The sequence below is a fragment of the Desulfohalobium retbaense DSM 5692 genome, assembly GCF_000024325.1.
Lineage (GTDB): Bacteria > Desulfobacterota > Desulfovibrionia > Desulfovibrionales > Desulfohalobiaceae > Desulfohalobium > Desulfohalobium retbaense.
This window is the reverse complement of record NC_013223.1, coordinates 648,888-672,189: the sequence shown is the minus strand read 5'-3', so window position 1 is coordinate 672,189 and position 23,302 is coordinate 648,888. Positions and strand designations below refer to the sequence as shown.

General features: G+C 56.5%; 20 protein-coding genes, 3 tRNA genes and 1 other RNA gene. 13 read left to right on the top strand and 11 right to left on the bottom strand.

Translation table 11 applies throughout. The features are described 5' to 3' along the window. Nucleotides 1-6 precede the first annotated feature (6 nt). The 6 genes from DRET_RS02800 to DRET_RS02775 form a co-directional block, all read right to left on the bottom strand. Nucleotides 7-1,347 carry a TRAP transporter large permease gene (locus tag DRET_RS02800; protein ID WP_015751014.1) on the bottom strand — a complete coding sequence of 447 codons (1,341 nt, stop codon included), beginning with the start codon at nt 1,345-1,347 and terminating at the stop codon, nt 7-9. Beyond that, nucleotides 1,344-1,823: a TRAP transporter small permease subunit gene (locus tag DRET_RS02795; protein ID WP_015751013.1), complete on the bottom strand. Its 480-nt coding sequence runs from the start codon at nt 1,821-1,823 to the stop codon at nt 1,344-1,346. The genes DRET_RS02800 and DRET_RS02795 overlap by 4 nt, the downstream gene beginning before the upstream one ends. A 2-nt stretch (nt 1,824-1,825) precedes the next feature. Beyond that, the gene (locus DRET_RS02790) at nt 1,826-2,800 is read right to left on the bottom strand and encodes a TRAP transporter substrate-binding protein (RefSeq protein WP_015751012.1); all 975 of its coding nucleotides are present in this window, start codon (nt 2,798-2,800) and stop codon (nt 1,826-1,828) included. Between the two features lie 666 nt (nt 2,801-3,466). Beyond that, nucleotides 3,467-4,891 (bottom strand): ATP-dependent protease ATPase subunit HslU, encoded by a 1,425-nt coding sequence (hslU, locus tag DRET_RS02785; RefSeq protein ID WP_015751011.1) that lies wholly within the window; start codon nt 4,889-4,891, stop codon nt 3,467-3,469. A gap of 305 nt (nt 4,892-5,196) precedes the next feature. Next, a complete protein-coding gene (gene hslV / locus DRET_RS02780) occupies nt 5,197-5,742 on the bottom strand; it encodes an ATP-dependent protease subunit HslV (RefSeq protein ID WP_015751010.1) in 546 nt (181 codons plus the stop codon). Between the two features lie 3 nt (nt 5,743-5,745). Next, entirely contained in the window at nt 5,746-6,312 is a 567-nt protein-coding gene (locus tag DRET_RS02775) for a macro domain-containing protein (protein WP_015751009.1), read from the bottom strand. Between the two features lie 337 nt (nt 6,313-6,649). Between DRET_RS02775 and DRET_RS02770 the strand changes: the two genes are divergently transcribed. Further along, nucleotides 6,650-6,726 (top strand) — tRNA-Arg (locus tag DRET_RS02770). 553 nt (nt 6,727-7,279) lie between these two features. Here DRET_RS02770 and DRET_RS02765 read toward each other — a convergent pair. Continuing rightward, complete coding sequence (locus DRET_RS02765; protein ID WP_015751008.1) at nt 7,280-7,669, bottom strand: PaaI family thioesterase; 390 nt, start codon at nt 7,667-7,669, stop codon at nt 7,280-7,282. Between the two features lie 236 nt (nt 7,670-7,905). Between DRET_RS02765 and DRET_RS02760 the strand changes: the two genes are divergently transcribed. Beyond that, entirely contained in the window at nt 7,906-8,367 is a 462-nt protein-coding gene (locus tag DRET_RS02760; protein WP_148214000.1) for an AMIN domain-containing protein, read from the top strand. Between the two features lie 37 nt (nt 8,368-8,404). Here the strand turns inward: DRET_RS02760 and DRET_RS02755 are convergent, their stop codons facing one another. Beyond that, nucleotides 8,405-9,631, bottom strand: coding sequence for an ISL3 family transposase (locus DRET_RS02755; RefSeq protein WP_015751006.1), 1,227 nt, complete (start codon nt 9,629-9,631; stop codon nt 8,405-8,407). A 159-nt stretch (nt 9,632-9,790) separates the two neighbouring features. Here DRET_RS02755 and argB point away from each other — a divergent pair, with 159 nt between their 5' ends. The 3 genes from argB to DRET_RS02740 all read left to right on the top strand — a co-directional run bounded on the left by argB (nt 9,791) and on the right by DRET_RS02740 (nt 11,476). Then, on the top strand, nt 9,791-10,669 hold the full coding sequence (gene argB, locus DRET_RS02750) for an acetylglutamate kinase (RefSeq protein WP_015751005.1): 879 nt from the start codon (nt 9,791-9,793) through the stop codon (nt 10,667-10,669). A 91-nt stretch (nt 10,670-10,760) separates the two neighbouring features. Then, nucleotides 10,761-11,348, top strand: a complete 588-nt coding sequence (locus tag DRET_RS02745) for a DJ-1/PfpI family protein (RefSeq protein WP_015751004.1) — start codon at nt 10,761-10,763, stop codon at nt 11,346-11,348. Nucleotides 11,349-11,399: 51 nt separating this feature from the next. Continuing rightward, nucleotides 11,400-11,476 (top strand) — tRNA-Arg (locus DRET_RS02740). 185 nt (nt 11,477-11,661) lie between these two features. Here the strand turns inward: DRET_RS02740 and DRET_RS02735 are convergent. Genes DRET_RS02735 through DRET_RS02725 form a run of 3 tightly spaced genes read right to left on the bottom strand, consistent with a single transcriptional unit; the run spans nt 11,662 to nt 15,860 of the window. Continuing rightward, complete coding sequence (locus DRET_RS02735) at nt 11,662-13,020, bottom strand: sigma-54-dependent transcriptional regulator (RefSeq protein WP_015751003.1); 1,359 nt, start codon at nt 13,018-13,020, stop codon at nt 11,662-11,664. Nucleotides 13,021-13,073: 53 nt separating this feature from the next. Beyond that, nucleotides 13,074-15,269: a sensor histidine kinase NtrY-like gene (locus DRET_RS02730; protein WP_015751002.1), complete on the bottom strand. Its 2,196-nt coding sequence runs from the start codon at nt 15,267-15,269 to the stop codon at nt 13,074-13,076. Between the two features lie 3 nt (nt 15,270-15,272). Next, nucleotides 15,273-15,860: a DUF4390 domain-containing protein gene (locus tag DRET_RS02725; protein ID WP_244147934.1), complete on the bottom strand. Its 588-nt coding sequence runs from the start codon at nt 15,858-15,860 to the stop codon at nt 15,273-15,275. A gap of 280 nt (nt 15,861-16,140) precedes the next feature. Between DRET_RS02725 and sucD the strand changes: the two genes are divergently transcribed. The 8 genes from sucD to rnpB all read left to right on the top strand — a co-directional run bounded on the left by sucD (nt 16,141) and on the right by rnpB (nt 23,269). Continuing rightward, nucleotides 16,141-18,231 (top strand): succinate--CoA ligase subunit alpha, encoded by a 2,091-nt coding sequence (gene sucD / locus DRET_RS02720; RefSeq protein WP_015751000.1) that lies wholly within the window; start codon nt 16,141-16,143, stop codon nt 18,229-18,231. After that, on the top strand, nt 18,228-18,695 hold the full coding sequence (locus DRET_RS02715) for a 23S rRNA (pseudouridine(1915)-N(3))-methyltransferase RlmH (protein ID WP_015750999.1): 468 nt from the start codon (nt 18,228-18,230) through the stop codon (nt 18,693-18,695). The genes sucD and DRET_RS02715 overlap by 4 nt, the downstream gene beginning before the upstream one ends. A 195-nt stretch (nt 18,696-18,890) precedes the next feature. Then, a complete protein-coding gene (locus tag DRET_RS02705) occupies nt 18,891-19,598 on the top strand; it encodes a queuosine precursor transporter (RefSeq protein WP_015750998.1) in 708 nt (235 codons plus the stop codon). Beyond that, entirely contained in the window at nt 19,595-20,503 is a 909-nt protein-coding gene (locus DRET_RS02700) for an NAD(P)/FAD-dependent oxidoreductase (RefSeq protein WP_015750997.1), read from the top strand. The genes DRET_RS02705 and DRET_RS02700 overlap by 4 nt, the downstream gene beginning before the upstream one ends. Before the next feature lie 85 nt (nt 20,504-20,588). Then, a tRNA-Ile gene (locus tag DRET_RS02695) sits at nt 20,589-20,664 on the top strand. 151 nt (nt 20,665-20,815) lie between these two features. Further along, nucleotides 20,816-21,790 carry a Nif3-like dinuclear metal center hexameric protein gene (locus DRET_RS02690; RefSeq protein WP_015750996.1) on the top strand — a complete coding sequence of 325 codons (975 nt, stop codon included), beginning with the start codon at nt 20,816-20,818 and terminating at the stop codon, nt 21,788-21,790. Nucleotides 21,791-21,957: 167 nt separating this feature from the next. Continuing rightward, nucleotides 21,958-22,695: a zinc ribbon domain-containing protein gene (locus tag DRET_RS02685; RefSeq protein ID WP_015750995.1), complete on the top strand. Its 738-nt coding sequence runs from the start codon at nt 21,958-21,960 to the stop codon at nt 22,693-22,695. Nucleotides 22,696-22,896: 201 nt separating this feature from the next. Further along, nucleotides 22,897-23,269: RNase P RNA component class A (rnpB, locus tag DRET_RS13185), an RNA gene on the top strand. Nucleotides 23,270-23,302 lie beyond the last annotated feature (33 nt).

Here is a 23,302-nt window from a genome sequence, read left to right as displayed (position 1 = left end):
ACCTGATCAGCCACCAACCATTTTGGCTGGGAGATAAAAAACAAGTTCCGGAAACAGGGTTACCAGCACAGCCATAAAGATCATTATCAGAAAAAATGGGAACGTCGCCTTAAGAATTGTCGGCAAATCCTGCTGGGAAATATGCTGGATAATAAACAAACTGAAACCTACCGGTGGCGTAATCTGGGACAACTCGACCATAAAGACCAGGTAGATCCCGAACCACAGCGGTGTAAAACCGGCCTGGACCACGATGGGCAAAACAATCGGCAAGGTCATAACCACAATCGATATTCCGTCCAGTATCATTCCCAGAAAAAGATACATGATACCGATTACAAGGATCAGAACATACGGCGACAGATGGAGAGAGGCGATGTATTCGCTCAACGCCCTGGCGATTCCCACAAAGCCGACAATCTGGGACAAAAATGCGGCTCCGGCGATGATGAAACAGATCATGGCGCTGGTGCGCACTGCAGCCAGGCACGCTTCTTTGAAGCTTTCCCAGGTCAGATTCCGGAAATACAGGGCCAGAGCCAAAGCCCCGACCACGCCGATGGCGGCCGCCTCCGTCGGTGTGGTGATCCCCATATAGATCCCGCCGAGCACGAGCGCTATAAGCAGAAAAACGGGCAGGATCTCTCTCAGCAGGCCAAGGCGCTGTCCCCAACTGTACGATGCCTCTTGCTCTTCTGGAACATACTCAGGGTGCAGGAGGGATTGGCTGATGATGTAGAGTGAATACAGCAGGGCGAGAATAAGGCCTGGAATGATCCCGGCAATAAACAATTTGCCGATCGAGGTGTCCGACAACACACCGTAAATGATCATGATCAGGCTGGGAGGAATGAGAAAGCCCATTGTCCCGGCGCCGGCCAGGGACCCCAGAGCGAGACTCTTGTGATAACCGCGCTTCGTGAGTTCATCGAGGGTGATTTTGCCCACCGTGGCCGTGGTCGCTGCACTGGATCCGGAAACAGCGGCAAACAGAGAGCAGGCCACGACATTGATATGGTACAGCCGCCCTGGAATGCGTGTCAGCCACGGCACCAACCCGTTGAGCAGTTTGGTGGAGATCGCCGTGCGATACAGGATCTCACCCATGAAGACAAAAAGCGGCAATGCTGAGAGCGCCCAGGAATTCATTGAATTCCACATGGAGTTGGCCAACAGATCGCCGATCTTGTCCCAGATGGACAATGTCGGCGGCAAATTCAGATCGTACATCAAGAGCCCGGCGATCCCAGTCCCGATCAGGGAAAAGCCGATCCATGTGCTGGACAGCAATAGGACAAACATGACCCCGACCATGGCCAGGGCGAGCACAAGAGGATCACCGATCATGACCGTGCCCTCCTGACGAGAAAAGCGAACAATTGCAGGGCAAACAGTCCCAATCCGACCGGAATGACGGCCTGAGGCATCCACAACGGTGTTTCAGCCACGGTGTCGGCACGCATTCCCAGCGATCTGGTGTCGAGGACCATAAGAACCGTAAAATACAGGGCGAATAAACACAGACAGAGGCCGAGGCTGCCGACAACGAGATCCAGACGCTTTCGTCCAACTGGCCCCAGGCGTCCTCGCAAGAGTGTGATACGGATATGCCCTTCGTGATGCAGGGTGTGACCAAGCCCCAGGACGACCAGAGCCACCAGAAAATAGCCGCTGAATTCGCTGGTGATCATGGTCGAGGTGTTGAAAAGCGATCGCATTACGACTTCGATCATGATCAAGATTACGATCCCGATCATAAACAGGGCCGAAAAGAAGGCCCCTGCAGTGCAGAGGCCTTCCACGAAACGACTCAAGCGCTCCATGCTTACATCCCGATGGCCTGAAGGGCCTTTTTGGTATCTTCGTCCGCCTCGGCTTTGAATTCCTCAAAAATGTCCGCGGCAGCCGCGTCCAATTTTTCGGCCAGAGCCGCATCCACCTCAGTGATTCGCAGGCCGTTGTCCTCCAAGACCTTCAACGAGTCACGATTGCTCTTTTTCGAAGCTTCCCACTGGAAGGACTCGGTCTCTGCGGCCGCTTTTTCCAACGCCGACTGCTGTTCAGCGGACAAGGCGTTCCAATAGTCCATATTGATGGTCAGCATATTGAGCGGATACGCGAAATGCAGCGCGGTGAAATGGTCCAGGACTTCCCAGAACTTGCCGTCCTTGCCGGAGGTAGCCGAGGTCAAAACGGAATCGATCAGACCGGTATTCAGAGCCGACGGCACCTCGCCCCAGGGCATGGACACCGGGTTGCCGCCAAGCTTCTTCAAGAATTGCGCTCCATTCTTGTCGTAGGTCCTGGTCTTGAGTCCATCGATATCCGCAGCGGATTGAACCTTGGACTGGCTGAAAAGACCGCTGGGCGGCCACGGAGCGGCGTACAGGAATTTTTGGTTCCATTTTTGGCAGGCTTTTTTGTACGCAGGCAATGCAGCCTCATACAATTCCCGTGCCTCGGCATACGAACTGACGATCCGCGGGTATGTGCTCAAACCGAAAATTTCTTCACTGCCGGCAACCACGCCCATCAGGATATCCGACATGGGCACGGAGGCGTCCTTGACAGCTTTGAGCAGTTCGCTGCCTTCAAACCCCAGACTCCCGCCGGAGTGGACCGTGATCTGGATATCGCCGTCAGTATATTTGTGGACCAATTCGGCGAAATGCTCAGCACCTTGGGTGTGGAAATTCGACGCTGGATAAATAGCATTGCAATTCATTTTCATGGCGGCGCCATACGCTGGGGCGGCTAACGCGAGGCTGATTCCGAGAAAACAGATCAATTTCCGCAACATGCTCGACCTCCTGGTCTCAAGGTGGCTTGGGGTGAACAGTAATTGAGCCAACGGCGTCTATAGAGCACTGCCTGATTTGTGGTCAAACTGGTTCGCTCGGCCCTGGCTCACAGACTTTGCAAACACGTACAAATCGTGTTCCACATCAAAATAAATATTATATTCTAGATGCTTACCTAGAAAAACACCCTCTAAAACCTCCCGCGCAGAGATGACATTTTCACAAAAAAAGAAAAAAAGGCCTGCGGCCCGTCTACTGAAAAAGGCTCAAAATCCAGTTTGTTGGCGCCCCTCAGCCTCCAAAAGACTTCAATCACCAAGTAACTAGATTTACCGCAAATAAAAAGAAAATCTTGCGGGACGCACCCTGCTCCATCCCCCATTTTAGCCCCCAGGGATGGCCTGAATTTTCTGCACCACCCATTTTTTCACCACCTGAGGCAGAATTCCATTTTTGTCATCGTCTGGGATATCCAAACACGTTGGGACGTCCGCAAGCTCAAGGCCACAACGCCACAAAAACGCCCCGGCACAGATCCAAACAGTGCCGGGGCGTTTTTGTGGCCAAAGGCCAGCAAGCAGTAAAGCAGCCCTGAAGCCCTCAAATCCCTTGCGATACCCTGGAGCCAGAGCGCCGCTTCGGGCAAGCGCAACGGATTGTGTTCTCTAGAGGATATACCGCGTCAAATCACGATCTTCTTCGAGTCCTTCCAGATGCTGACGGACATATTCCGCATCCACGACCACTTCGATTCCAGCCTTGTCCGGGGCCTCAAAGGACAAGGTGTTCAAAATCTTTTCCATGATCGTATACAACCGGCGCGCCCCGATATTCTCGGTCTCTTCATTGACCCGCTGGGCAAATGCCGCCACTTCCTGCAAAGCGTCGTCCGTGAAGGACAGGGCAACCTGCTCCGTTCCTAGCAACGCCTCGTACTGGACGGTCAGGGCGTTTTGCGGTTCGGTCAGGATGCGATAAAATTCGGCTTTTTCCAAAGCCGCCAACTCCACGCGCAAAGGGAAACGCCCCTGAAGTTCGGGAATCAAATCAGAGGGTTTGGCATAGTGAAAAGCGCCGGCAGCAATAAACAGGATATGATCGGTGCGGACCATGCCGTGCTTGGTGTTCACCACACATCCCTCGACCACCGGAAGCAGATCCCGCTGGACGCCTTCCCGGGAAACATCGGTCTGGCCACCTTCGCGCTGACTGCAGACCTTGTCGATTTCATCAAGAAAAATAATCCCGTTTTGCTCGACACGTTCCCGTGCCTTCTCACTGACCTTGTCCATATCGATCAGCTTGTCGCTCTCCTCTTGGACCAGATGCTCGTAGGCGTCACGGACCTGCATTTTCCGGGTCTTGCTCTTTTTGGGCATGATCTTGCTGAACATGTCTTTGAACTGCGTCTCCATCTCCTCCATGCCGGGCATGGAGGCCATTTGCAGCTGCGGTCCCTGAGCCTGAACCTGGACTTCGACCAGACGGTCATCGAGCCGTCCCTGCCGAAAAAGGGTCCGGAATTTTTCCCGTGTGGACTGTTTGGCGCCCTCACCGCTCGCGGCTGCATCAGAAAAGGTCTGCCCCGATGGGGCCGTGTCCTCTTTCCCACCGCGGGGCAGGAGCAGATCCAGGAGTTTTTCCTCGGCCTGCTCTTCAGCCTTGCCGCGCACGCGATCCATTTCTTCCTGACGAACCAGGGTGATTCCGATTTCCATCAAATCCCGGATCATGGACTCGACATCACGTCCCACATAGCCCACTTCCGTGAACTTCGAGGCTTCCACTTTAAAAAAAGGCGCCCGAGCCAACTTGGCCAGCCGACGGGCGATCTCGGTCTTGCCTACCCCTGTGGGGCCGATCATGATGATATTTTTGGGGGCGATCTCTTCGGCCAGTTCCGGATCCAATTGCTGCCTGCGCCACCGGTTGCGAAGGGCAATAGCCACCATGCGCTTGGCCTCATCCTGACCAATCACGAATTTATCGAGTTCGGCAACAATTTCACGCGGGGTAAGGGGGCTATTGGCACTCCCTTCCGACTCAGTCGGCCCCAAAGCTATCGTATGAGATGTCTCGGTATAGTCCATGCCATATTCTCCATCGCCTCTTGGCGTTCAAGTCGTATTTTCCGTGCCGCTTGTCGGGGTCCTGAGAGCGGACCGTGGCGTGCACTGCGATCAAACAAGGGGGGCAATACACACAAAGTCTTCGCAGGCCGTTGGAATTCTCCCAATGACAGCAAAGCTGCAATACGTTCAAACTGGTCCCCACGAATCAGTACGCTGCGACCTTGAACTTTTTATCGCTGTCCCTTGGGATTTTTGAACGATCTGCCTTAGAAGGAATTGTTCAACAGTCAGGTAGGGGCACCTGTTTCAGCGCCCTGAGGCACTCAGGAACCAATCGTCTCCAATACCAGAGAATCGTTCGTATACACGCACAATTCCGCCGCGATATGCATCGCCTGCTCGGCGATATCCTTGGCCGGCAATTCCGAATGGCGCAGCAGCGCTCTCGCCGCAGCCAGGGCATATGACCCGCCGGACCCAATGCCCACAACGCCATCATCAGGCTCTATCACGTCACCGGTTCCGGTCAGGACAAAGATATTCTCCGCGTCGGCCACAACCAGCATGGCTTCCAGGCGACGAAGGTATTTGTCCGTTCGCCATTCCTTGGCCAATTCGACACTCGAGCGCAGAAGATTGCCTCGAAACTCTTCCAGTTTGGCTTCGAAACGCTCAAAGAGCGTGAAGGCATCGGCCGTCGAGCCGGCAAAACCAGCCACGATTTTCCCATGGTACATCCGCCGGACCTTTCTGGCCGTGTGTTTCAAGGCCACGGCCTGTCCCATGGTCACCTGGCCATCGCCGGCCATGGCCACGCCATCACCCCGTCTCACAGCCAGGATGGTTGTTCCTCGTAACCCTCTCTCCACGTTTTACTCCTCATGTTCAGCACCGATCAGGCGCTGGGCTTCATTATACCACACCGCGTAGGATGGGTTTGAATACAGGTACAAAGCGACACTGGAAACAGCATCGCGCTCTAAGGCGGCGACAATGACGGGAATGGCGATTGCCGCGGCACGCTTTTCCGGAAATCCGTACACGCCGCAGCTGATGGCGGGAAAGGCAATACTCTGGATCCCCTGGTCTTTGGCCACCTGGAGACAATTGGCATAGGCCCGTTCGAGCAGGGCCTCCTCATTGTGCCCGCCTCCACGCCAGATGGGGCCGACCGTATGAATCACCTGCGACGCCGGTAACGCAAAACCGGGCGTCACGACGGCATCTCCAACAGACAGCGCACCATGCTCTCGAACATATTCCTGGCCCGCCTGCAAAAGCTGCGGTCCAGCTGCCCGCTGGAGCGCACCGTCTACCCCGCCGCCGCCAGCCAAACGAGAATTAGCGGCATTCACCACTGCCCCAACTTCGGCGGCGGTGATATCACCCTGCCGAATCTCCAAACGGCCATGACTGAGAGCAAAACAAACAGCTGGCATGGGCCTTACTCCTTGCACATTCCACCCTCCGGCACACGAAAGACTGCGGAGGACCTGAGTAACCGTGAGCCGAAAGCGTGGCGTGGTGAAAGATGTGGTGAACCGATTCCAATAAAATATCTTTTCTAAATGGACATTTCCGCTGTGCTGTCAAGACCCGATGCCCTTTTTCGATGCTCAAACAGCGGGACCAGCCCCAATTCACTCAAGCGCAACCACCCCTGAAAACACTCTCTCGAAAGGCCCCTGACTCCAGACACGGTTCAAAAAAATGAAAAAACGTTAAACTCATCCTTGACACCCGAAACCGAGAAACGTATAAGCCATTTTCTCGGACGCGCCAGTAGCTCAGTTGGATAGAGCGCCGGACTACGAATCCGTAGGTCGGGAGTTCGAATCTTCCCTGGCGCACCAAAAAAAGCAAAGAGGTATGACCCCCGGTCATACCTCTTTTTTTTGCCCTTTTGCAAAACGCCTTCTTCAGTAAAGGTCGATTTCAAGAATCGAACCCGATACCGATCCCGATAGCGATTTGGATTCGGCACCCTCAGAGCGTTCCTGTATTTCCAGCGCCTCAAACACACCAACCAACGCTTACGTCGGCTGACGCTCCGCTTTCAGCCGACCTACGTGAATGAAAACGCTTTACGCTTCAGATAGTAAACACCAAGGAAGATTGGAAAATTGAAAAAATGTAGAGCGGAAAAATCGGACACGAAAAACAGCCCCTCCTCTCCAAATCGGGATCGAAATCGGTACCGGGACCGGAGTTGCTGATTCTTGCCACGTCTTTATCCGTCTTTCGTATTCCGGCAACCGTCTTCCCTCTTCCGGGCCCGCCAGGCGCCGGCCTGGCTCTAAAAAGATGGGGAACTGCAACGGACCACCATGTCCTGGACCAAGCACTCCTGAAAATCAGCAAAGTAACGAATAACGTACCTGCTGAAACGGGAAAAAACGTTGGGCCCTACTCGTTGGCCAAAACGTGATCCTCCAGGACATAACAGGTGAATTCGCCTTCGAAGACGGTACTCTGCGCCTGGAGCACCTCAACCTGTACTTCGTAACGGCGCCCGGTCACCGTTTGCACCTCAGCCCGGGCCAGCAGGCTCTGTCCGACCTGAACCGGTACAAGAAATCGGGAAGCGGCCTTGCCCAATACGACATTTGGATGATTGACGGCCAGCATGGCCGCATAATCCGCGAGCCCGAAAACAAATCCGCCATGCACCAAACCGGTAGCATCGGCAGCCATGGTCTCGCTGGCAATCAGCTCCACTTCGCTTCGTCCTTGTTCGACAACGAGGGGTGTGCCGCACAACGAACGGTCAATTTGGGAATGAGTGGCAATCTCCATGGTCATCCTCCGATATATTGCGGATCCTTGGAGTTCAGTGCATTACAGAAACCGATGTGCTCAGCGCCAGCCCCACCCGGGGCACACCTTGCCCAGGGCGCTGGCTTTCTATACCATTTCGCGGACGCGAGCTTCTCCACCTCTCACGCCCAAAGACAAACCAAAACCGCATGGTGAGCTGAAGCAGAGTCCCGGACCATCTTTCCGCCGCATTCTTTTTCTGTTATGGGGGCTGTATGTCAACCTCAAGATCCTCGCCATACATCCATCCAGGCCGATCCATGGGTCTGATCCTCTGCCTGGTTCTTGTCCTTGCCGCAGGAGGCTCATCCTCTTTTCGTGCGCAAGCTTCCGATGAGCCGATACGCCTCCAACGTATAGCCTATGACCGCAACGCCACCGCACAGACCGAACAACTCGGCTTTGTCTTTTCGCGTCACATCATTCCAACATTGCACAAACTCGCCGGCGACAAGCCGAGACTGTTTTTTGATATTGCACCGGTCACCTCGTATACTGGCCCCGAGGAGAAAAAACTGCAAGGGCCGTGGTTACGGTCTGTGCGCGTCTTTCTCCACGAACCTGAAAACCGTCTCCGTGTCGTCCTTGATGTCAATCCGGAGACCTCCTGCTCGGTAGAGCAGACGTTTGTTGAGGACAAGAACCTCTTCCTGCTGACTATTTCCGGCGTGCAATAAAGCGACCTCAAAGGTCTGGGCAAGAAACACCGGTTCCTCACACAAATCTGTGCATAATTTGGGGTTCAGGTAGCCCGCCCATGCAATGGTACAGATTCCGGATGTAGTTCTTGGCCGACCTGAACCCGTATGCTCTGTGACTAATGACTTTAGCCTTATTGTTGAGGCCTTCCACCGAGCCATTGCTGATGGGCATGTCGAAATAACTGAGAATATTTTCTTCTTTGCGGCGCAGCATCCAAGCAAAATTTCGCATTGGCTTCAGCCTGGAATGCGTCGCCCACCAGAACCACTTGTCGAGGAAATCTTTGGCTGAAGTCCTGCACTCATACGACCAGAACTGGCGAAATGATTCCTTGAGTAAATACGCCCTGTTGATTTTGAGATTGAGTTTTTCCAGTGCACTCAACCGAGATGCCTGCTTGTCAGTCAGGTTCCACGGGTTCTTGAGCCAGATATATCGGGTGTCTTTAACCAGATCCTTGTGCTTTTGGCCCTTCTCCCGGATCTCGTCTCTACGGACCTGGTCAACGGCTTCATTGAGATGCCGGACAATGTGGAATTTGTCGAAGACCATCGTCGCTTTCGGGGCCTTGTCTTGAATGACCTGGGTATACGGCTCCCACATGTCGCAACAGACCCCTTCAAGCTTATCGATCTTGCTAGGGCCAAGCGAGGTGAAGAAGTTGGTAATTGTTGCCTTTGTCCGTTTTTCCCCGCTCCATACGAGTCTGGAGGTATTCAGGTCGTAGACATTGGTTAGGTATACTTGGCCCTTTTCTCGGGAGATTTCGTCAATCCCAATGTGCGTCAGATTCGAGAGATCTTGATGGGCCAGACCATACTCGACAATCTGGTCAACAGCAGCGGCCACGGTACCCCAGGAGCAACCAAAAAGCTGTGCTACATGTTTCCAGGGCAGTAACCGGGCCCACGAAGCCAGGAAGTGGGCAAAAGCCGTTGTGAACCGATGTTTGCCTGTGCTCCAGGGGAAATACTCCACCTTGACGCCACAATGTCCGCACCGAACTCTGCGGGGGCTGTACCGGAGCCATACAGGGATCCCCCAAAGAGGGACATGGCGAAAATAGCGACTTGTAAGGGTATCCCGATACTTGGCAGCGCTGCCGCAGCGGCTGCAAAAGAGCAGATGACGCCGGTCTGGGGCTATATCTACGGTGATCCCGCTCGTATCACCTTGAACCCGACCGACACGAAATCCTTGAATATCCAGCGTCAATTTGGTTAACTGGGACACGAGCATGAGTTCCTCCTGGGTGATAGGTTTGTGTGGTAACTACCTAACTACCCGAGAGGGCTCATGCTTTTCAAGTTTTTGGCCTCAAGTCAGGCACAGATTTGTGTGAGGAACCGAAACCAAGTGTGATGGAGACCATTCGCTGACAAGCATAAAGAGAGACTTATGGAACAGGAAATCGCCAAAGCCAAAATCCTTTTAGAATCCCTTCCGTATATCCGCGAATTTTACGGGCAGACCATCGTCATCAAATACGGCGGCCACGCCATGAAAGACGAGACCCTCAAACACGCCTTCGCCTTAAATGTAGTCCTGCTCAAATATATCGGTTTGAATCCGGTCATCGTCCACGGTGGCGGCCCTCAGATCGGACATATGCTGGAACAACTTCAGATCGACTCCCAATTTCGAGAAGGTCTGCGTATTACCGATCAAGCAACCATGGATGTGGTGGAAATGGTTCTCGTGGGCAAGGTCAACAAGGAAATCGTCAATCAGCTCAATCTCAGCGGGGGCAAAGCGGTCGGCCTTTCCGGCAAGGATGGCGGCCTGATCCAGGCCAGACAACTGGAAATGGTCATCTCCCGGAAAGACGCGCCCCCGGAGATCATCGATCTGGGCAAAGTCGGGGAAGTCGTGCACATCAACACCACGCTGATCGACTCCCTCCAACGCGACGGTTTCATTCCCATCATTGCCCCGGTGGGCGTCGATGCCCACGGCGAAACCTACAATATCAACGCGGACTCCGTGGCCGGGGCTATTGCCGCTGCCATCAACGCCAAGCGTCTGGTGTTGTTGACCGATGTCCAGGGCATCCTGGATCCTGCCGGCACACTTATTTCCTCGTTGACCAGAAGACAGGCCGCGGAAGCCATCGACAACCATGTCGTCCGTGGCGGGATGATCCCCAAGGTCAAGTGCTGCCTGGAGGCAGTCGAAGCCGGCATTGAAAAGGCCCACATCATCGACGGCCGGGTCGAAAACTCCCTTATTCTGGAGCTTTTCACCAAAGCCGGCAGTGGTTCCGAGATTGTGGCCTGACAAAGCGCAAAAAGCGTGCGCGGGAAATCGCTCCAGGCCACCCCGTGGCAGCGTGTTGCTCCCGACGCACAAACTCGCAAGGAGGAGCTCCATGGCAACCCAAAAAATTCTCATGCTTGTCGGTGACTATGTCGAAGACTACGAGGTCATGGTCCCGTTTCAGATCCTGAACATGATCGGACACACCGTCCACGCCGTATGTCCGGACAAGAAAGCGGGAGAAACCGTGGCCACCGCCGTCCACGACTTTGACGGGGCGCAAACCTACAGCGAAAAGCCCGGGCACAATTTCACCCTGACCGCCTCCTTTGATTCCGTGCAGGAAAGCGACTACGACGCTTTGGTCATCCCCGGCGGCCGGGCCCCGGAATACATCCGCCTCAATCCCCGGGTATTGGAAATCGTTCGCCATTTTGCTGCCAACGACAAGCCCATCGCCTCCATCTGTCACGGACAGCAGGTCCTGGCCGCCGCCGATGTGCTCAGGAACAAATCCTGCACCGCCTATCCCGCCGTGCGTCCTGACGTAGAGCAAGCCGGGGGCACGTGGGTCGAGGTCAATGCCACGGCCAGCAACGCCGTGGTCGACGGCAATCTGGTCACAGCCCCGGCCTGGCCGGCGCACCCGGAATGGATGCGCCGCTTCCTTGAGGTTCTGGGCAGCACCATTGCCCCTTGAAGCTTCGCCTTGACAAGGCAAAGCAGGCCAACCTAAAAGACCATCTTCCTGGCCCCAGTAGCTCAGGAGGATAGAGCGCGGGATTCCTAATCCCGGAGCCGGGGGTTCGAATCCTCCCTGGGGCACCACAAAAATCAAGGGGTTGCCGCGCACGCCGTGGCAACCCCTTTTTGTTTTGCTCACCTATTCCTCACCAGACCGCAAATACAACCAATCCCGAGCCTGGGAACGAAGCAAAAAGACGCGTTGTGGTGCCGCTTGGACCGGGCGTGTGGCGCACGCCCATTTTCAGGCGGAAAACAAGGGTCCGGAATCAGATCAGCCCGTAGCCTTTGAGTTTGCGATACAAATAGCTCCGCTCCAGGCCGACCTGCTCGGCGGTCTGGGCCACGTTGCCCCCGCATTGTTCGAGCTTCTGGGTCAAAAAATCCTTTTCAAAACGGGCCCGGGCATTCTTGAAATCATCGTCCCAGCCGACACCTCGTTCATGTCCACCGGCCATTGGCGCTTCCACATCGCCGGGAAGGTGCTCCGGACCAACCTCGTCTCCGGCGTACATAATCAGCATGCGTTCCACAAAATTCTTGAGTTCCCGGACATTGCCCGGCCAGCTATAGGACTGTAACCGTCGCAGGGCCTCCGGGGTGAACGAGAGCGGTTTGAAGCCGTGCTCCCGGCTCAAAAGCGCTACAAACTCCTGCAACAGATCCGGGACATCCTGCATACGCAGTCGCAAAGGCGGAACTTCCAGGGGAAAAACTTTGAGCCGGTAGTACAGATCCTCGCGGAACCGGCCAGCCTGGATCTCCTGAGGCAAATCCTTGTTTGTCGCGGCAATGACCCGGACATCGACATTGAGGGTCTTTCGCCCTCCGACCCGTTCAAAGGATTGCTCTTGGAGGATTCTGAGGACTTTGGCCTGGGTCTTCAGGCTCATGTCGCCTATCTCGTCCAGGAACAGCGTTCCCTTGTGGGCCAACTCAAACTTGCCCCGCTGAGCCTGTTCCGCGCCCGTGAACGCCCCTTTTTCATGTCCAAAGAGTTCGCTTTCTATGAGTTCTTCGGGGATGGCCGCACAGTTCACGGCGATCATCGGGCGCTTGGCCCGCCGGCTTTTAACATGCAGCGAGCGGGCCACGATTTCTTTGCCGGTTCCGTTCTCGCCGCTGATGAGCACCCAGGCATCGGTGGGCGCCACCCGATCGATCTGGGCGCGCAAGGAGGCGATGGCCCCACTGCTACCGCTGATCTCTTGGACGACATCGGTTTTTACCCGTGAACGCAGATCCCGATTTTCCCGTTTGAGTTTGCTGAATTCCAGGGCCTTGTTGGCTGTGATGACCACTTTTTCCAAAGAAAGCGGTTTTTCGATGAAGTCGTGGGCCCCGTTTTTGATCGCGCTGACCGCAGTCTCAATCGTGCCGTGCCCGGAAATCATGATCACGGGAATATCTGGCCACTCCTGGCGCAAACGTTCCAGTACAGCCAACCCATCCATGCCCGGCAGCCAGATATCCAAAAAAACAAGATCGATTTCCTTCCCGGCCATCGCTGTCAGCCCGGCTTCGCCGCTGTCGGCCTCCATGACGGTGTGCCCTTCATCTTCAAGAATTCCGGACAAAGAGACGCGGATATCGAGTTCGTCATCAACGACCAGGATACGTGCTTGCATGCTGTACTCCTCACAAATAGCAAATTCGGCGGTTTCGCAGCCCCATTCTTGGATCAGACAAGCGGCAGTTCAACCACGAAGACGCTGCCGTGTGGGGAATTGGGTTTGATGCGAACATAGCCGTGATGGTCGTTGACCAAGGATTTGACGATCGTCAGCCCCAGGCCGGTGCCCCCTTTCTTGCGGGAAAAATAGGGTTCAAACAGACGCGAACGTTCTTCTGGCGAAAGTCCCGGCCCATTGTCCGCGATCTGCAAACGGACCCATCCGCTGCTGACATCGCAATCGACACTGATGTCCACTGTTGAGCCGTTGCCGCCTTGAAGGGCCTCAGCCGCGTTGGTCAGCAGGTTCATCAAAACACGCTTGATCGCCTCGCGATCGAAACGGAAAGGAGGGGTCTCGTCCTGCTCCTCCACTGTCCACTGGATGGTATTGTGACTTTGGCGAAAAAGCGCCACCACCTCCTGGACGAGCGGGGTGATCTCGTCTCGCTTCGGGTGCACTTCCGGCAACTTGGCGAAGGCCGAGAACTCGGAGACCATCTGTTGCAGATGCTCGACCTGCCGGATTATCAATTCCGTGGATTGGGTGAAGACCCCGTCTTGAACCTGGTCACCGAATTTCCGCTGCAGGCGCTGGGCCGAGAGCTTGATCGGGGTCAGGGGGTTCTTGATTTCATGCGCGATACGCCGGGCCACTTCGCGCCAGGCGGCCATGCGCTGCATCTTGTCCAGCTCGGTCACATCTTCGAACACCGCCACCAATCCGGCCCGTTCCCCTTCACCTGTTTGCAGGACCACAGCATTGACCAACAGCTTGCGCACCTGGCCACCCAATTCCAGATCAAGCTGCCGCTGCCATTGGGAATGGGGCGCCTGGGTCAGCTGACTGAGCATTTCCTGCACCAACTCGGCCTGCTCGCCCTGGAGCAATTCCAGGGGATTTTGCCCCACCAACTGCTCCGCTGCAGTCCCTAAAATGGTCTCCGCCGCGGCATTGACCGTGTTGATCTGCCCATGACTGTCCAGGGAGATGACCCCGGCCGTGATGTTGTTCAGCACGGCTTCCATATACCGGCCCCGCTCTTCGAGTTCGCGGTTTTGCCGCGCCAAGCGGTCATTGGCCAGCCGCAACCGGTCCTGACTCTGCTCCAGGTCACCGGCCATCTTGTTGAACGATTGGACTAAAAGCCCGATCTCATCTGAAGATTGGTCCTCAAGGCGAACACTGAGGTCACCGCGGGCAATGCGTTGCGTGCCCACGGCCAGGGCCTGGACCGGAGCGGAAATCTCCTTGGCCAGCCGAAAACCGAACCACATCGCCCCCAGAAGAATCAGCAGGGTCATGACCGCCAGGATGAGGTACAGGGCCACCTTCAGGGGGAATTTGAGGGTTTTCAGTTGCTTGTACTCGTCCATGCCCTGGATGATATTGTCCAACTGCCGCAATAGCCCCTTTTCCATACTCCGGCCGACAACGAGAAAACCGGTCTTGGCTTCGTCCACCGGCACGATTCCCACCACCAGATCGGCCTCCGGGCCGGGTCGCATCCCGGACCAGAATCGGGGATTTTGGCGCAACGTCTCCCAATCGACCGAGTCTTCAAACGCGGACCACGACTGTTCCCAATTTTCGGAGCCGTGCCAATTTTGTTGTTGCAAATCATCCTGCAGGACGCCGACCAACGACAGACCGTATTCATGGCGCTTGAATTTCAGGAAATCATCCATGCCTTCCCCGCCCCAGGCAAATTCCCGGCGCCGGATCGACTCCAGAATGAATACCCCTTGTGTTTCCAATTGGTTCTGCATTTGACGGTAGTATCCTTGGCCAACCTTGACGGCCTGGTCCAGGGAACTTTCGATCTGGCTTTTGAACCAGAAATCCACAGAGGTCTGCACGAAACGCACCGCCACCAGAAACATGAGGATGGTCGGGATAAGGGACAAGGACATGAAGGCGAGCACCAGACGTGTGCGCAATCTGGCGCCGAGGACTCGTCGTCGCCGCTCAAGCAGCAGTTTGACCCCGTTTCGCAACACAAGAAACAGGATCAGCAGCAATAAGATGAGATTGAGATTGAAAAAGGCGAGAAAAAGGTAGGAATTGACACCGAAAAACTGGAGCTCAATCCAGGTCAGAAGGACGATCAGGCCGACAGCCCCGGCCGCCAACAGCAGTTCTCGTTGCCGGCGGCGCCGTTCCCGCGTATCCGGGCCGCTGATGCGGATAGGGTCTTGGGCCATGGATCAATACCTGAAGCGCAGTCTATATGTCCGCGGCGGCAGGACATCCCAGGACCAGAAGAACAGGGCCCGCCGCAGCCAGACCGGGACATCGGCCCGATCACATTCTATTCGCAAGTCGACAACATACTCGGAACCGGGCTGGAGTTGGTGCCACGCCCCCAGGTCCATTTCCAGGGTCGACCAGGCCTTGTCCAGCAAGGGCGCAAGCTCGGTTCCGACCAAAGGCTTGTTCAGGCCTTCGCCCTTGAGCTCATATTCCTGACTCAGTGCCCGGCTTTTGAGATAATACAGCCGCCGCGCCACAGCCTCCTGCTTCTCCCAGAGCAGGAGCCGCTCCCGGCGCAACGCGGCTTCGAAGCCGACCCGAACCGTCGCTCCCTCATCGGTCAGCAATTGCTTCAACGGTTCAACCGGGCATTGCACCCCGAACCGCACCCGAACGTGACCGCCTTGGCTGCTGTCCAGGACGAGGTTGTCCAGTTGCCATTGCTGCCCGAACGCTGCCGTGACCCCACCGGCAACACACGCGGTCAGGATCGCCACGAAAAGCCAGCATTGGACCGTGGTCCTGATAGTCTGCACACCCACTTTCAAATATATTCCTTGTCGTTAATGACGGCTCAGTAAGCCTATCGGCAGACACTATCGCGCTGCCACATCCGAATTCGGGTCAACGGTCCCGCTGGGCGCGGCCTCCCAGAAGGGGGACAGGCGCGGCGGCGCCAAGGTTTATAACGGGTTGTCCTCTTTTTCCCAACCACTCACAGAGGGGACTGGAAAAGGCTTGAGAATCGACCCTGGCCTTCTGGCTGTACTGAAAGCACCGCATTTTGACAACCACTGCCCTTTGCAGTAACCGCTTTTGGCTATGAAATGCAACGAACACCAAAGCAAGTCCTTGTTCAAGAGCTGCGGCATTCCGGTGCCACAGGGGGATCTGGTCACCCCGGAAATGGCTGCCGTCTACCGCCCCGATTTTGCACCGCCGTTTATGCTCAAGGCCCAGGTCCTGCGCGGGGGGCGGGGAAAAGCTGGGGGGATCCGCAAAGTCACGGCTCTGCAGGACTTGCCCGGGACGCTTAAAGAAATCTTCGACATGCGAATCGGCGACGAGGCGGTGCCGCTGGTGCGCGTTGAACCCGCTGCCGGTATCGCCAGGGAATTCTATCTCTCCATCAGCATCCAACGCGCTCTTGCCGCGCCTGTGTTGACCGTGGGGCGTGAAGGGGGCGTCGACATAGAAGCCAGCGGAGCGGACAATCTTCTCATTCAACCCCTGGACCCCTGCCTGGGGCTCCGGGCCCACCATGTCCGCAGCGCCTTCTTCCATCTGGGGGTCGACAACGATCACTGGAAGGATTTCGAAGCCCTTGTACACCGGCTCTATGAGGCGGTCTCGCACCGCGGGGTGACCTTGGCTGAAATCAATCCGCTTATCCTCACTGATCACGATCACTGGCTCGCCCTCGACGGCAAGGTCGAACTCGACGACAATGCCGTCGAGCTCCAGCCGGAGCTGGCCTCCCTCTATCAACCCGAGCACGCCACCGACCAGGAGAATACCGCCCGGAACGCCGGGCTGAGCTACCACACCCTCAATGGGCGGGTTGGGCTCATGGTCAACGGGGCGGGACTGGCCATGGCCACCATGGACATGCTCAATTTTGCCGGTCTTCCGGCGGCAAACTTCTTGGATGTCGGAGGCGGGGCCGATGAAGAGCGGGTCGGGGCCGCGCTGGACCTCCTTTTCGGCGATCAACGGGTGCAAACGGTCCTGATCAACATCTTCGGCGGCATTCTGTCCTGCAGCAAGGTCGCCAGCGCCTTGATTGCGGCCTTAGAACACCGGGAGGTGGTCAAGCCGCTGGTTGTGCGCTTTGACGGCCACGGCGCTGAAGAGGGGCGGCAGCGGTTGCGCCACGCGGGACATGCGACCGTCACTGTCGTGGAAACTTTGCAGGACGCGATGGACGCTTTGACCCGCCAAACAGGCCAGAGCGATGCCGCTGAACGTCTCCTGCCCCCCCAAGCCTATCCCGCACGGCCGCCGGCCAAGGGCTCGGCCGCCCTGGTTCCGCCAAGCGATCCGGGGCTTGCGGCCCTTAGCCCCAACGCGCCAGTCCTGGTCCAGGGCCTCACCGGCCGTGAAGGGCGTTTGCACGCCAGGTTGATGCGTGAATACGGCACAAATATCGTCGCCGGAGTGACCCCGTTTAAGGGAGGAGGCACTGTTGATGGACTGCCTGTCTACAATTCCGTGGCTGAAGCCACCCGTCACCACAGTATTGCCGCCAGCATCATTTTTGTCCCCGCCCGCTTTGCCACAGAAGCGATGCTCGAAGCACGCCAGGCCGGCATTCCGTGGGCCGTGTGCGTGACAGAAGGCATCCCGCAAGCCCAGATACTGCCTGCTTTGCCCCAGCTGAACCAGGGTCCGACACGATTTATCGGCCCCAACACGCCGGGCTTTATCCGGCCGGGGCATATGAAAGTCGGCATCATGCCGGTCACCGCTTTTACGCCGGGTCCGGTGGCGGTCCTCTCCCGCAGCGGCACCTTGACCTATGAATGTGTCGCCCGTTTGACCCAGGCCGGACTGGGCCAGTCGTTTTGTTTCGGCATCGGTGGCGATCCCTTTGTCGGCAGTTCTTTTGTCGATCTCTGCGCCTTGCTGGAAAACGACCCGCAGACTGAAGCCGTCCTTATTCTTGGAGAGATCGGCGGACAGGCCGAACAGGATCTGGCTGCCTGGGTCCAGAAAACAGGCTTTCCCAAACCTATTGTCTCCTTTATCGCCGGTCAGACAGCTCCCCCCGGGAAAAAACTCGGCCATGCCGGAGCCATTCTGGAAGGAGCCCAATCCAACGCCGAAAAGCTGGAATCCATGCGGGCAGCGGGCTTCGGCATCTGCCCCGATCTGGCCTCCATCCCGGAAGCGCTCCGTCAGGCTTTGTCATGAACCGCCTGAAATGCATCTGGACCGGAGCGATGAAAAAAGGCATCTGGCGTGACGCAGCCGAACTCTACTGGAAACGTTTGTCCGGCTTGTACACCAGTGACTCCGTATGCGTAAAAGACGGGCCCTCCCATTTGGCACCTGGCCCGCGCAAAGAAGCCGAGGCCAAGGCCATCCTGGCCAAAACCACCCCCCGCGACCGCGTCATCGTCCTTGACGAACGAGGGAAATCCCGCACATCTGCCCAGTTGGCCCAGGATCTCACCGGATGGTTGGAGGATCCGGCCAGGCAGCCCTGTTTTATTCTCGGCGGGGCATACGGCCTGGCGGATCAGGTCCGCGACCGCGCTGACGATCTCTTGGCGTTTGGCCCCATGACCCTGCCCCATGAATTGGCGCGGGTTGTCCTTTTCGAGCAGCTGTACCGCGCCGCGACCATTCTGAAAAACATCCCCTACCACCACTGAGCCCGGCAAGCTTGACGCGGGGAGCGGTTTTGCCGGATACTTTCTCCGTGGAGCCGGCGATTGCCGGCTTCGCTTGTTTTCTGGACCGTTTCCAGGATCCCGGCCCCGAAAAGGCACGAGGCGTCCCTTGCCCTGTTGCCCTCAGCCGAACCGTTCTGGTTTCCCAACCGCATGCCTTGTTATGGAGACCCTCTGATGCCCAACGAACTCTTGTGGATTGGATTTGCCCTGCTTGACCTCAGCCTTGTGCTGCTCGTTTTTCGCCTCTTCGGCCGCGTCGGCCTCTACGGGCTGATTGTTTTCAACCTCGTTATTTGCAATATTCAGGTCTTGAAAACGATCCATCTCTTCGGCCTTACGACCACCCTGGGCAACATCCTTTACGCCAGCATCTTCCTGTCCACCGACTTGCTGAGCGAATTTTACGGCAAAAAGGAAGCCCAGCGCGGCGTCCTTCTCGGATTTTGCTGTCTGATTCTGGCCACATTGTACATGCAGATCGCCTTGCAATTCGCGCCGGGCCCAAACGACTTCGCCCAACCCCACCTGGCAGCCATATTCGACTTCATGCCCCGTGTGGCCCTGGGCAGCATGGCCGCATATCTCTTGTCCCAATGGCATGATGTCTGGGCCTTTCATGCCATCCGGGCTAAAACCGGCGAACGGTGGCTCTGGCTCCGCAACAATGCCAGCACCCTTGTCAGCCAGCTGATCGACTCCAGTGTCTTCTGCGTGATTGCGTTCTGGGGTGTCTTCCCCTTCTCGGTCTGGCTGGAGATCCTTTTGACCACCTACCTGATCAAGGCCTTGACAGCAGGCCTGGACACCCCATTTATATACTTGGCCAAGCGTTTGCAGCTTGCCCCTCAGACGCAAACCGCAACCCAAGGAGAAGCCCGATGAAAAAATACGAAGTGGCCGTAGTCGGACAGGGCCCGGCCGGTCTGTCCGCCGCCATCTACACCGCCCGGGCGGGCATGAGCACGCTGGTGCTCGGGTGCGAGCCCAAGGTCTCAGGGGACTACGATATCGACAATTACTTCGGTTTTCCGGAAACCATCACCGGTCGCGAACTCTTGGAACGCGGCAAACGGCAGGCCAAGCGGTTTGACGTTCAAATGCGCTGCGACCGGGTTTTGGGCATCCATCCCACTGAAAACGAAGAATTCGAAATCAAAACCGAAACCGGCAAAGTCCGGGCCTGCAGCGTTATTCTTGCCACAGGAGTTTCCCGCATTCGGCCGGGGATTGAGGACCTGTCTGAATACGAGGGCAAAGGCGTCTCCTATTGTGTCAGTTGCGACGGATTCTTTTTCAGAAACAAACAGGTCATGGTTGTGGGCGAGGGCATTTTCGCCGCCAACCAGGCCCTGGAATTGACACAATACACCCCACACGTCTCGGTCTGCTCTCAAGGCAAACCTTTGACCATGACCGAGAGTTTTCAAGAAAAACTTCAGGAGGCGGGCATTCCTGTCAAGCAACGCAAGATCGAGCGCGTTGAAGGCAACGACGTCCTGGAACGGGTGATCTATGACGACGGCAGCGAAGAAGCGGTGGACGGGCTGTTTATCGCCCTGGGCGAGGCGTCCTCACTGGATTTCGCCTATTCCCTGGGCGTCATGCGCAACGGCGTCTTTCTCCAGGTCGATGAGGAACAAAAAACGAGCTTCCCCGGTGTGTTTGCCGCTGGAGACTGTGTCGGTCGCTTTTTGCAGATCAGCGTTGCTGTCGGCGAGGGTGCTATTGCCGGCCGGTCAGCCATCAATTTCGTCAAGAAGCAATGCCGTGAAAAAGGGAAATCTTGACAAAATCTCTCTGTTGGGGTAGTCTGAGAGTTTATGTGAGTGCGGGCAAAAGGCATTCCCATCGTACGGCGACACCACCAGGCATGGGCCTATAGCTCAGTTGGCAGAGCCACCGGCTCATAACCGGAAGGTCCCAGGTTCAAATCCTGGTAGGCCCACCAAATAGAAGTACGTCCTTGACCCGATCCAAAGGCCGTTTTTCGGTCCCATGCTGTTTGACGCTTTCCGACGGTGCTTCCTTGCCCGCCAGCAGGGAAGCACTTTTTTTTCAAGCGTGGCTCCGGCTTCGCCGACACGGAAAAAGGGGCACGTATGCGAGTCCAAGACCTCCTGGCGCACATTGAGACGGTGGCTCGGCCGGACCTGGCGGCCTCCTGGGACCAAAGCGGGATCCAGATTGCAGGCACGGCCCAACACATCACCAAGATGGCCGTGACCCTCGACGCTGTTCCGGCGACAGTCACCGCTGCCCTCGACTGGGGGGCCGACTTCATTCTGACCCATCACCCGCTGAGCCTCAAACCAACCCTCCCCAGTGCCTGCGACGCCTATCACAGGATTCTGCGCTCGACCCTTGAGGCCGGTGTCTGGATGTACGCGGCCCACACAAGCCTTGACGCCCAGCCCAATGGGCCCGTGGCTTGGCTGGCGGACGCGTTGGGCCTGCAGCAACGAAGCGTTGTTTCACCGAGTTGTACGGAACGGGCCCGCGTCTATCAGATTCACGGCTTGTCCAATGGATCCGGGCTCGAGGAACTTCCGGGCGTTTTTGATATCCGCCAGACCGGTACCAGTGAGTGGGAGGTTACGGCCTGGCCGCAGGCTGAAGCCGCCATCAGCGCTCTGCCCGCCAGACGGGTACATGTTCAGGAAGCGCTGCATCCCTGCAAGGTCTACGGTTTTGGCTGTGCAGGACGCCTTGCCACCCCGGTTTCTGCGGAAAGATTTACCGAACAGGTTGCGGCCCTTCTCAATATCAGGGGGTGGAACGAAATTGGTCTCCGCCCGGAAACTCTCAGTACAGTCGCCTACTGCCCCGGTTCCGGGGCGGATTTCGCCTCAGCCGCCTTTGGCGCCGGGGCCGACGTCTTCCTCACCGGTGACGTCAAATACCACCAAGCCCAACAGGTGGAATCCCTGGGGTGGACTCTGGATGTCGGCCATTTCAGTCTCGAGGAGCATATGATGTCTTCCTGGGCCGAACGCCTGAGCGAAGAACTCCTGGACGAGCATATCGCCGTGGCCTTTTTTCCAGGGAACAACCCCCTTACATTGTCTACAGGATAACACGCGCCGCGAACCGTTTCGGCAAACGGACTTTGTTGCCTGGTCGCGAGATCGGCATTGTCGCCCTCTTGCTTCCTGTCTCAAACAGCCGTTGCCGGTTCCCTCTATTTGGATATGCACCGCCACTGCCATCGGCCAGTATCGAGCCGTGGGAAAGGAGGTTTCCCTTGAGTCTGTATATGAAACAAATCGAACAATTGGTGACCCTGCAACGGGTCGACGATGAAATCGTCAAATTGGAACAAACCCTGGAAGCGACTCCCAAAGAGTTGGCCCGGCTGGAAGAAAAGCTCCAGACCCTTCTTGATCAGGAACAAAAGATCAAAGACCATATCGATATCCTTGAAAAACAAAAAAGCAAACTCGAAACCGATATCGAGGCCGACAACAGCAAGATCAAAAAGAGCAAAAACAAGCTCATGATGGTCGAGAACACCAAAGAATACCACGCCATGCTTCGCGAGATGGACAATCTCGAAAAGACAAACCGCATGCGCGAAGAAGAACTCGCCTCCTTGGCTGAAGACCTGCAAACCCAGAACAATCTTTTACAGGGTGTCAATGAGCAGGTGGAGAAAATGCGGGCCCAGGTTGAAGACAAACGCGAGCATATGCAATCCGAACTTAAAGAAGCGGACCAACAGCTCTCCGGGCTCCACGATCAGCGGGAAAACGCCAAAGAGGTTGTGCCGACCCCCATTCTCAAACGCTATGAATTTATCCGCTCGCGCCTGAACAACCCGGTTATTGTCCCCGTGGCCGAAGGGATCTGTTGCGGGTGCAACATCTCCATTCCCCCGCAAAAATTCAATGAGCTCCAGCGCGGCGAACAGATTTTCAATTGCCCCAACTGCCAGCGGCTGATCTATTGGGAGGAGCACTTCCCCAAAAATGGGGATCAGTAGCACCGCGGCAAGCGGGGAACCCGTTCAGACCGCTTTTGGCATTTTGAACTCGATCCGTTCCTTTTTTCCCGTAGCCGAAGAAAGCGATTCGGTTTTTCGCGACCCTTTGTGCAATCACGGTTGAGGGGGAAAACAAGCGCCCCTGCTATGAGCATAAGGCGTGGCGAAAATCCCGAACTCGGATCACGGAACGCTATTTTTGGAGTTGGGCAGACCGTCGCTGCCGGTCGCGTTCGCGCGGCCGGGGGAGGAAAGTCCGGGCTCCGCAGGGCAGGGCGCTGGGGAAATCCCAGAGGGAGTGATCCCTGGACAGTGCCACAGAAAACAGACCGCCCGTACCTTGGCTCGCGCCAGGAAGTGCGGGTAAGGGTGAAACGGTGGGGTAAGAGCCCACCAGTTGTCGCGGTGACGCGGCAAGCTCGGTAAACCCCGCCCGGAGCAAGACCAAATAGGGGAGTGTTTGAGGTTTGCCCGACCGAAACTCCCGGGTAGGTCGCTTGAGGCAGGGAGTAATCTCTGTCCTAGAGGAATGACGGTCCTCGATACAAAACCCGGCTTACGCCCAACTCCATTTTTTCAACGTATTTGCTCCCAGGAGCGCGACAAA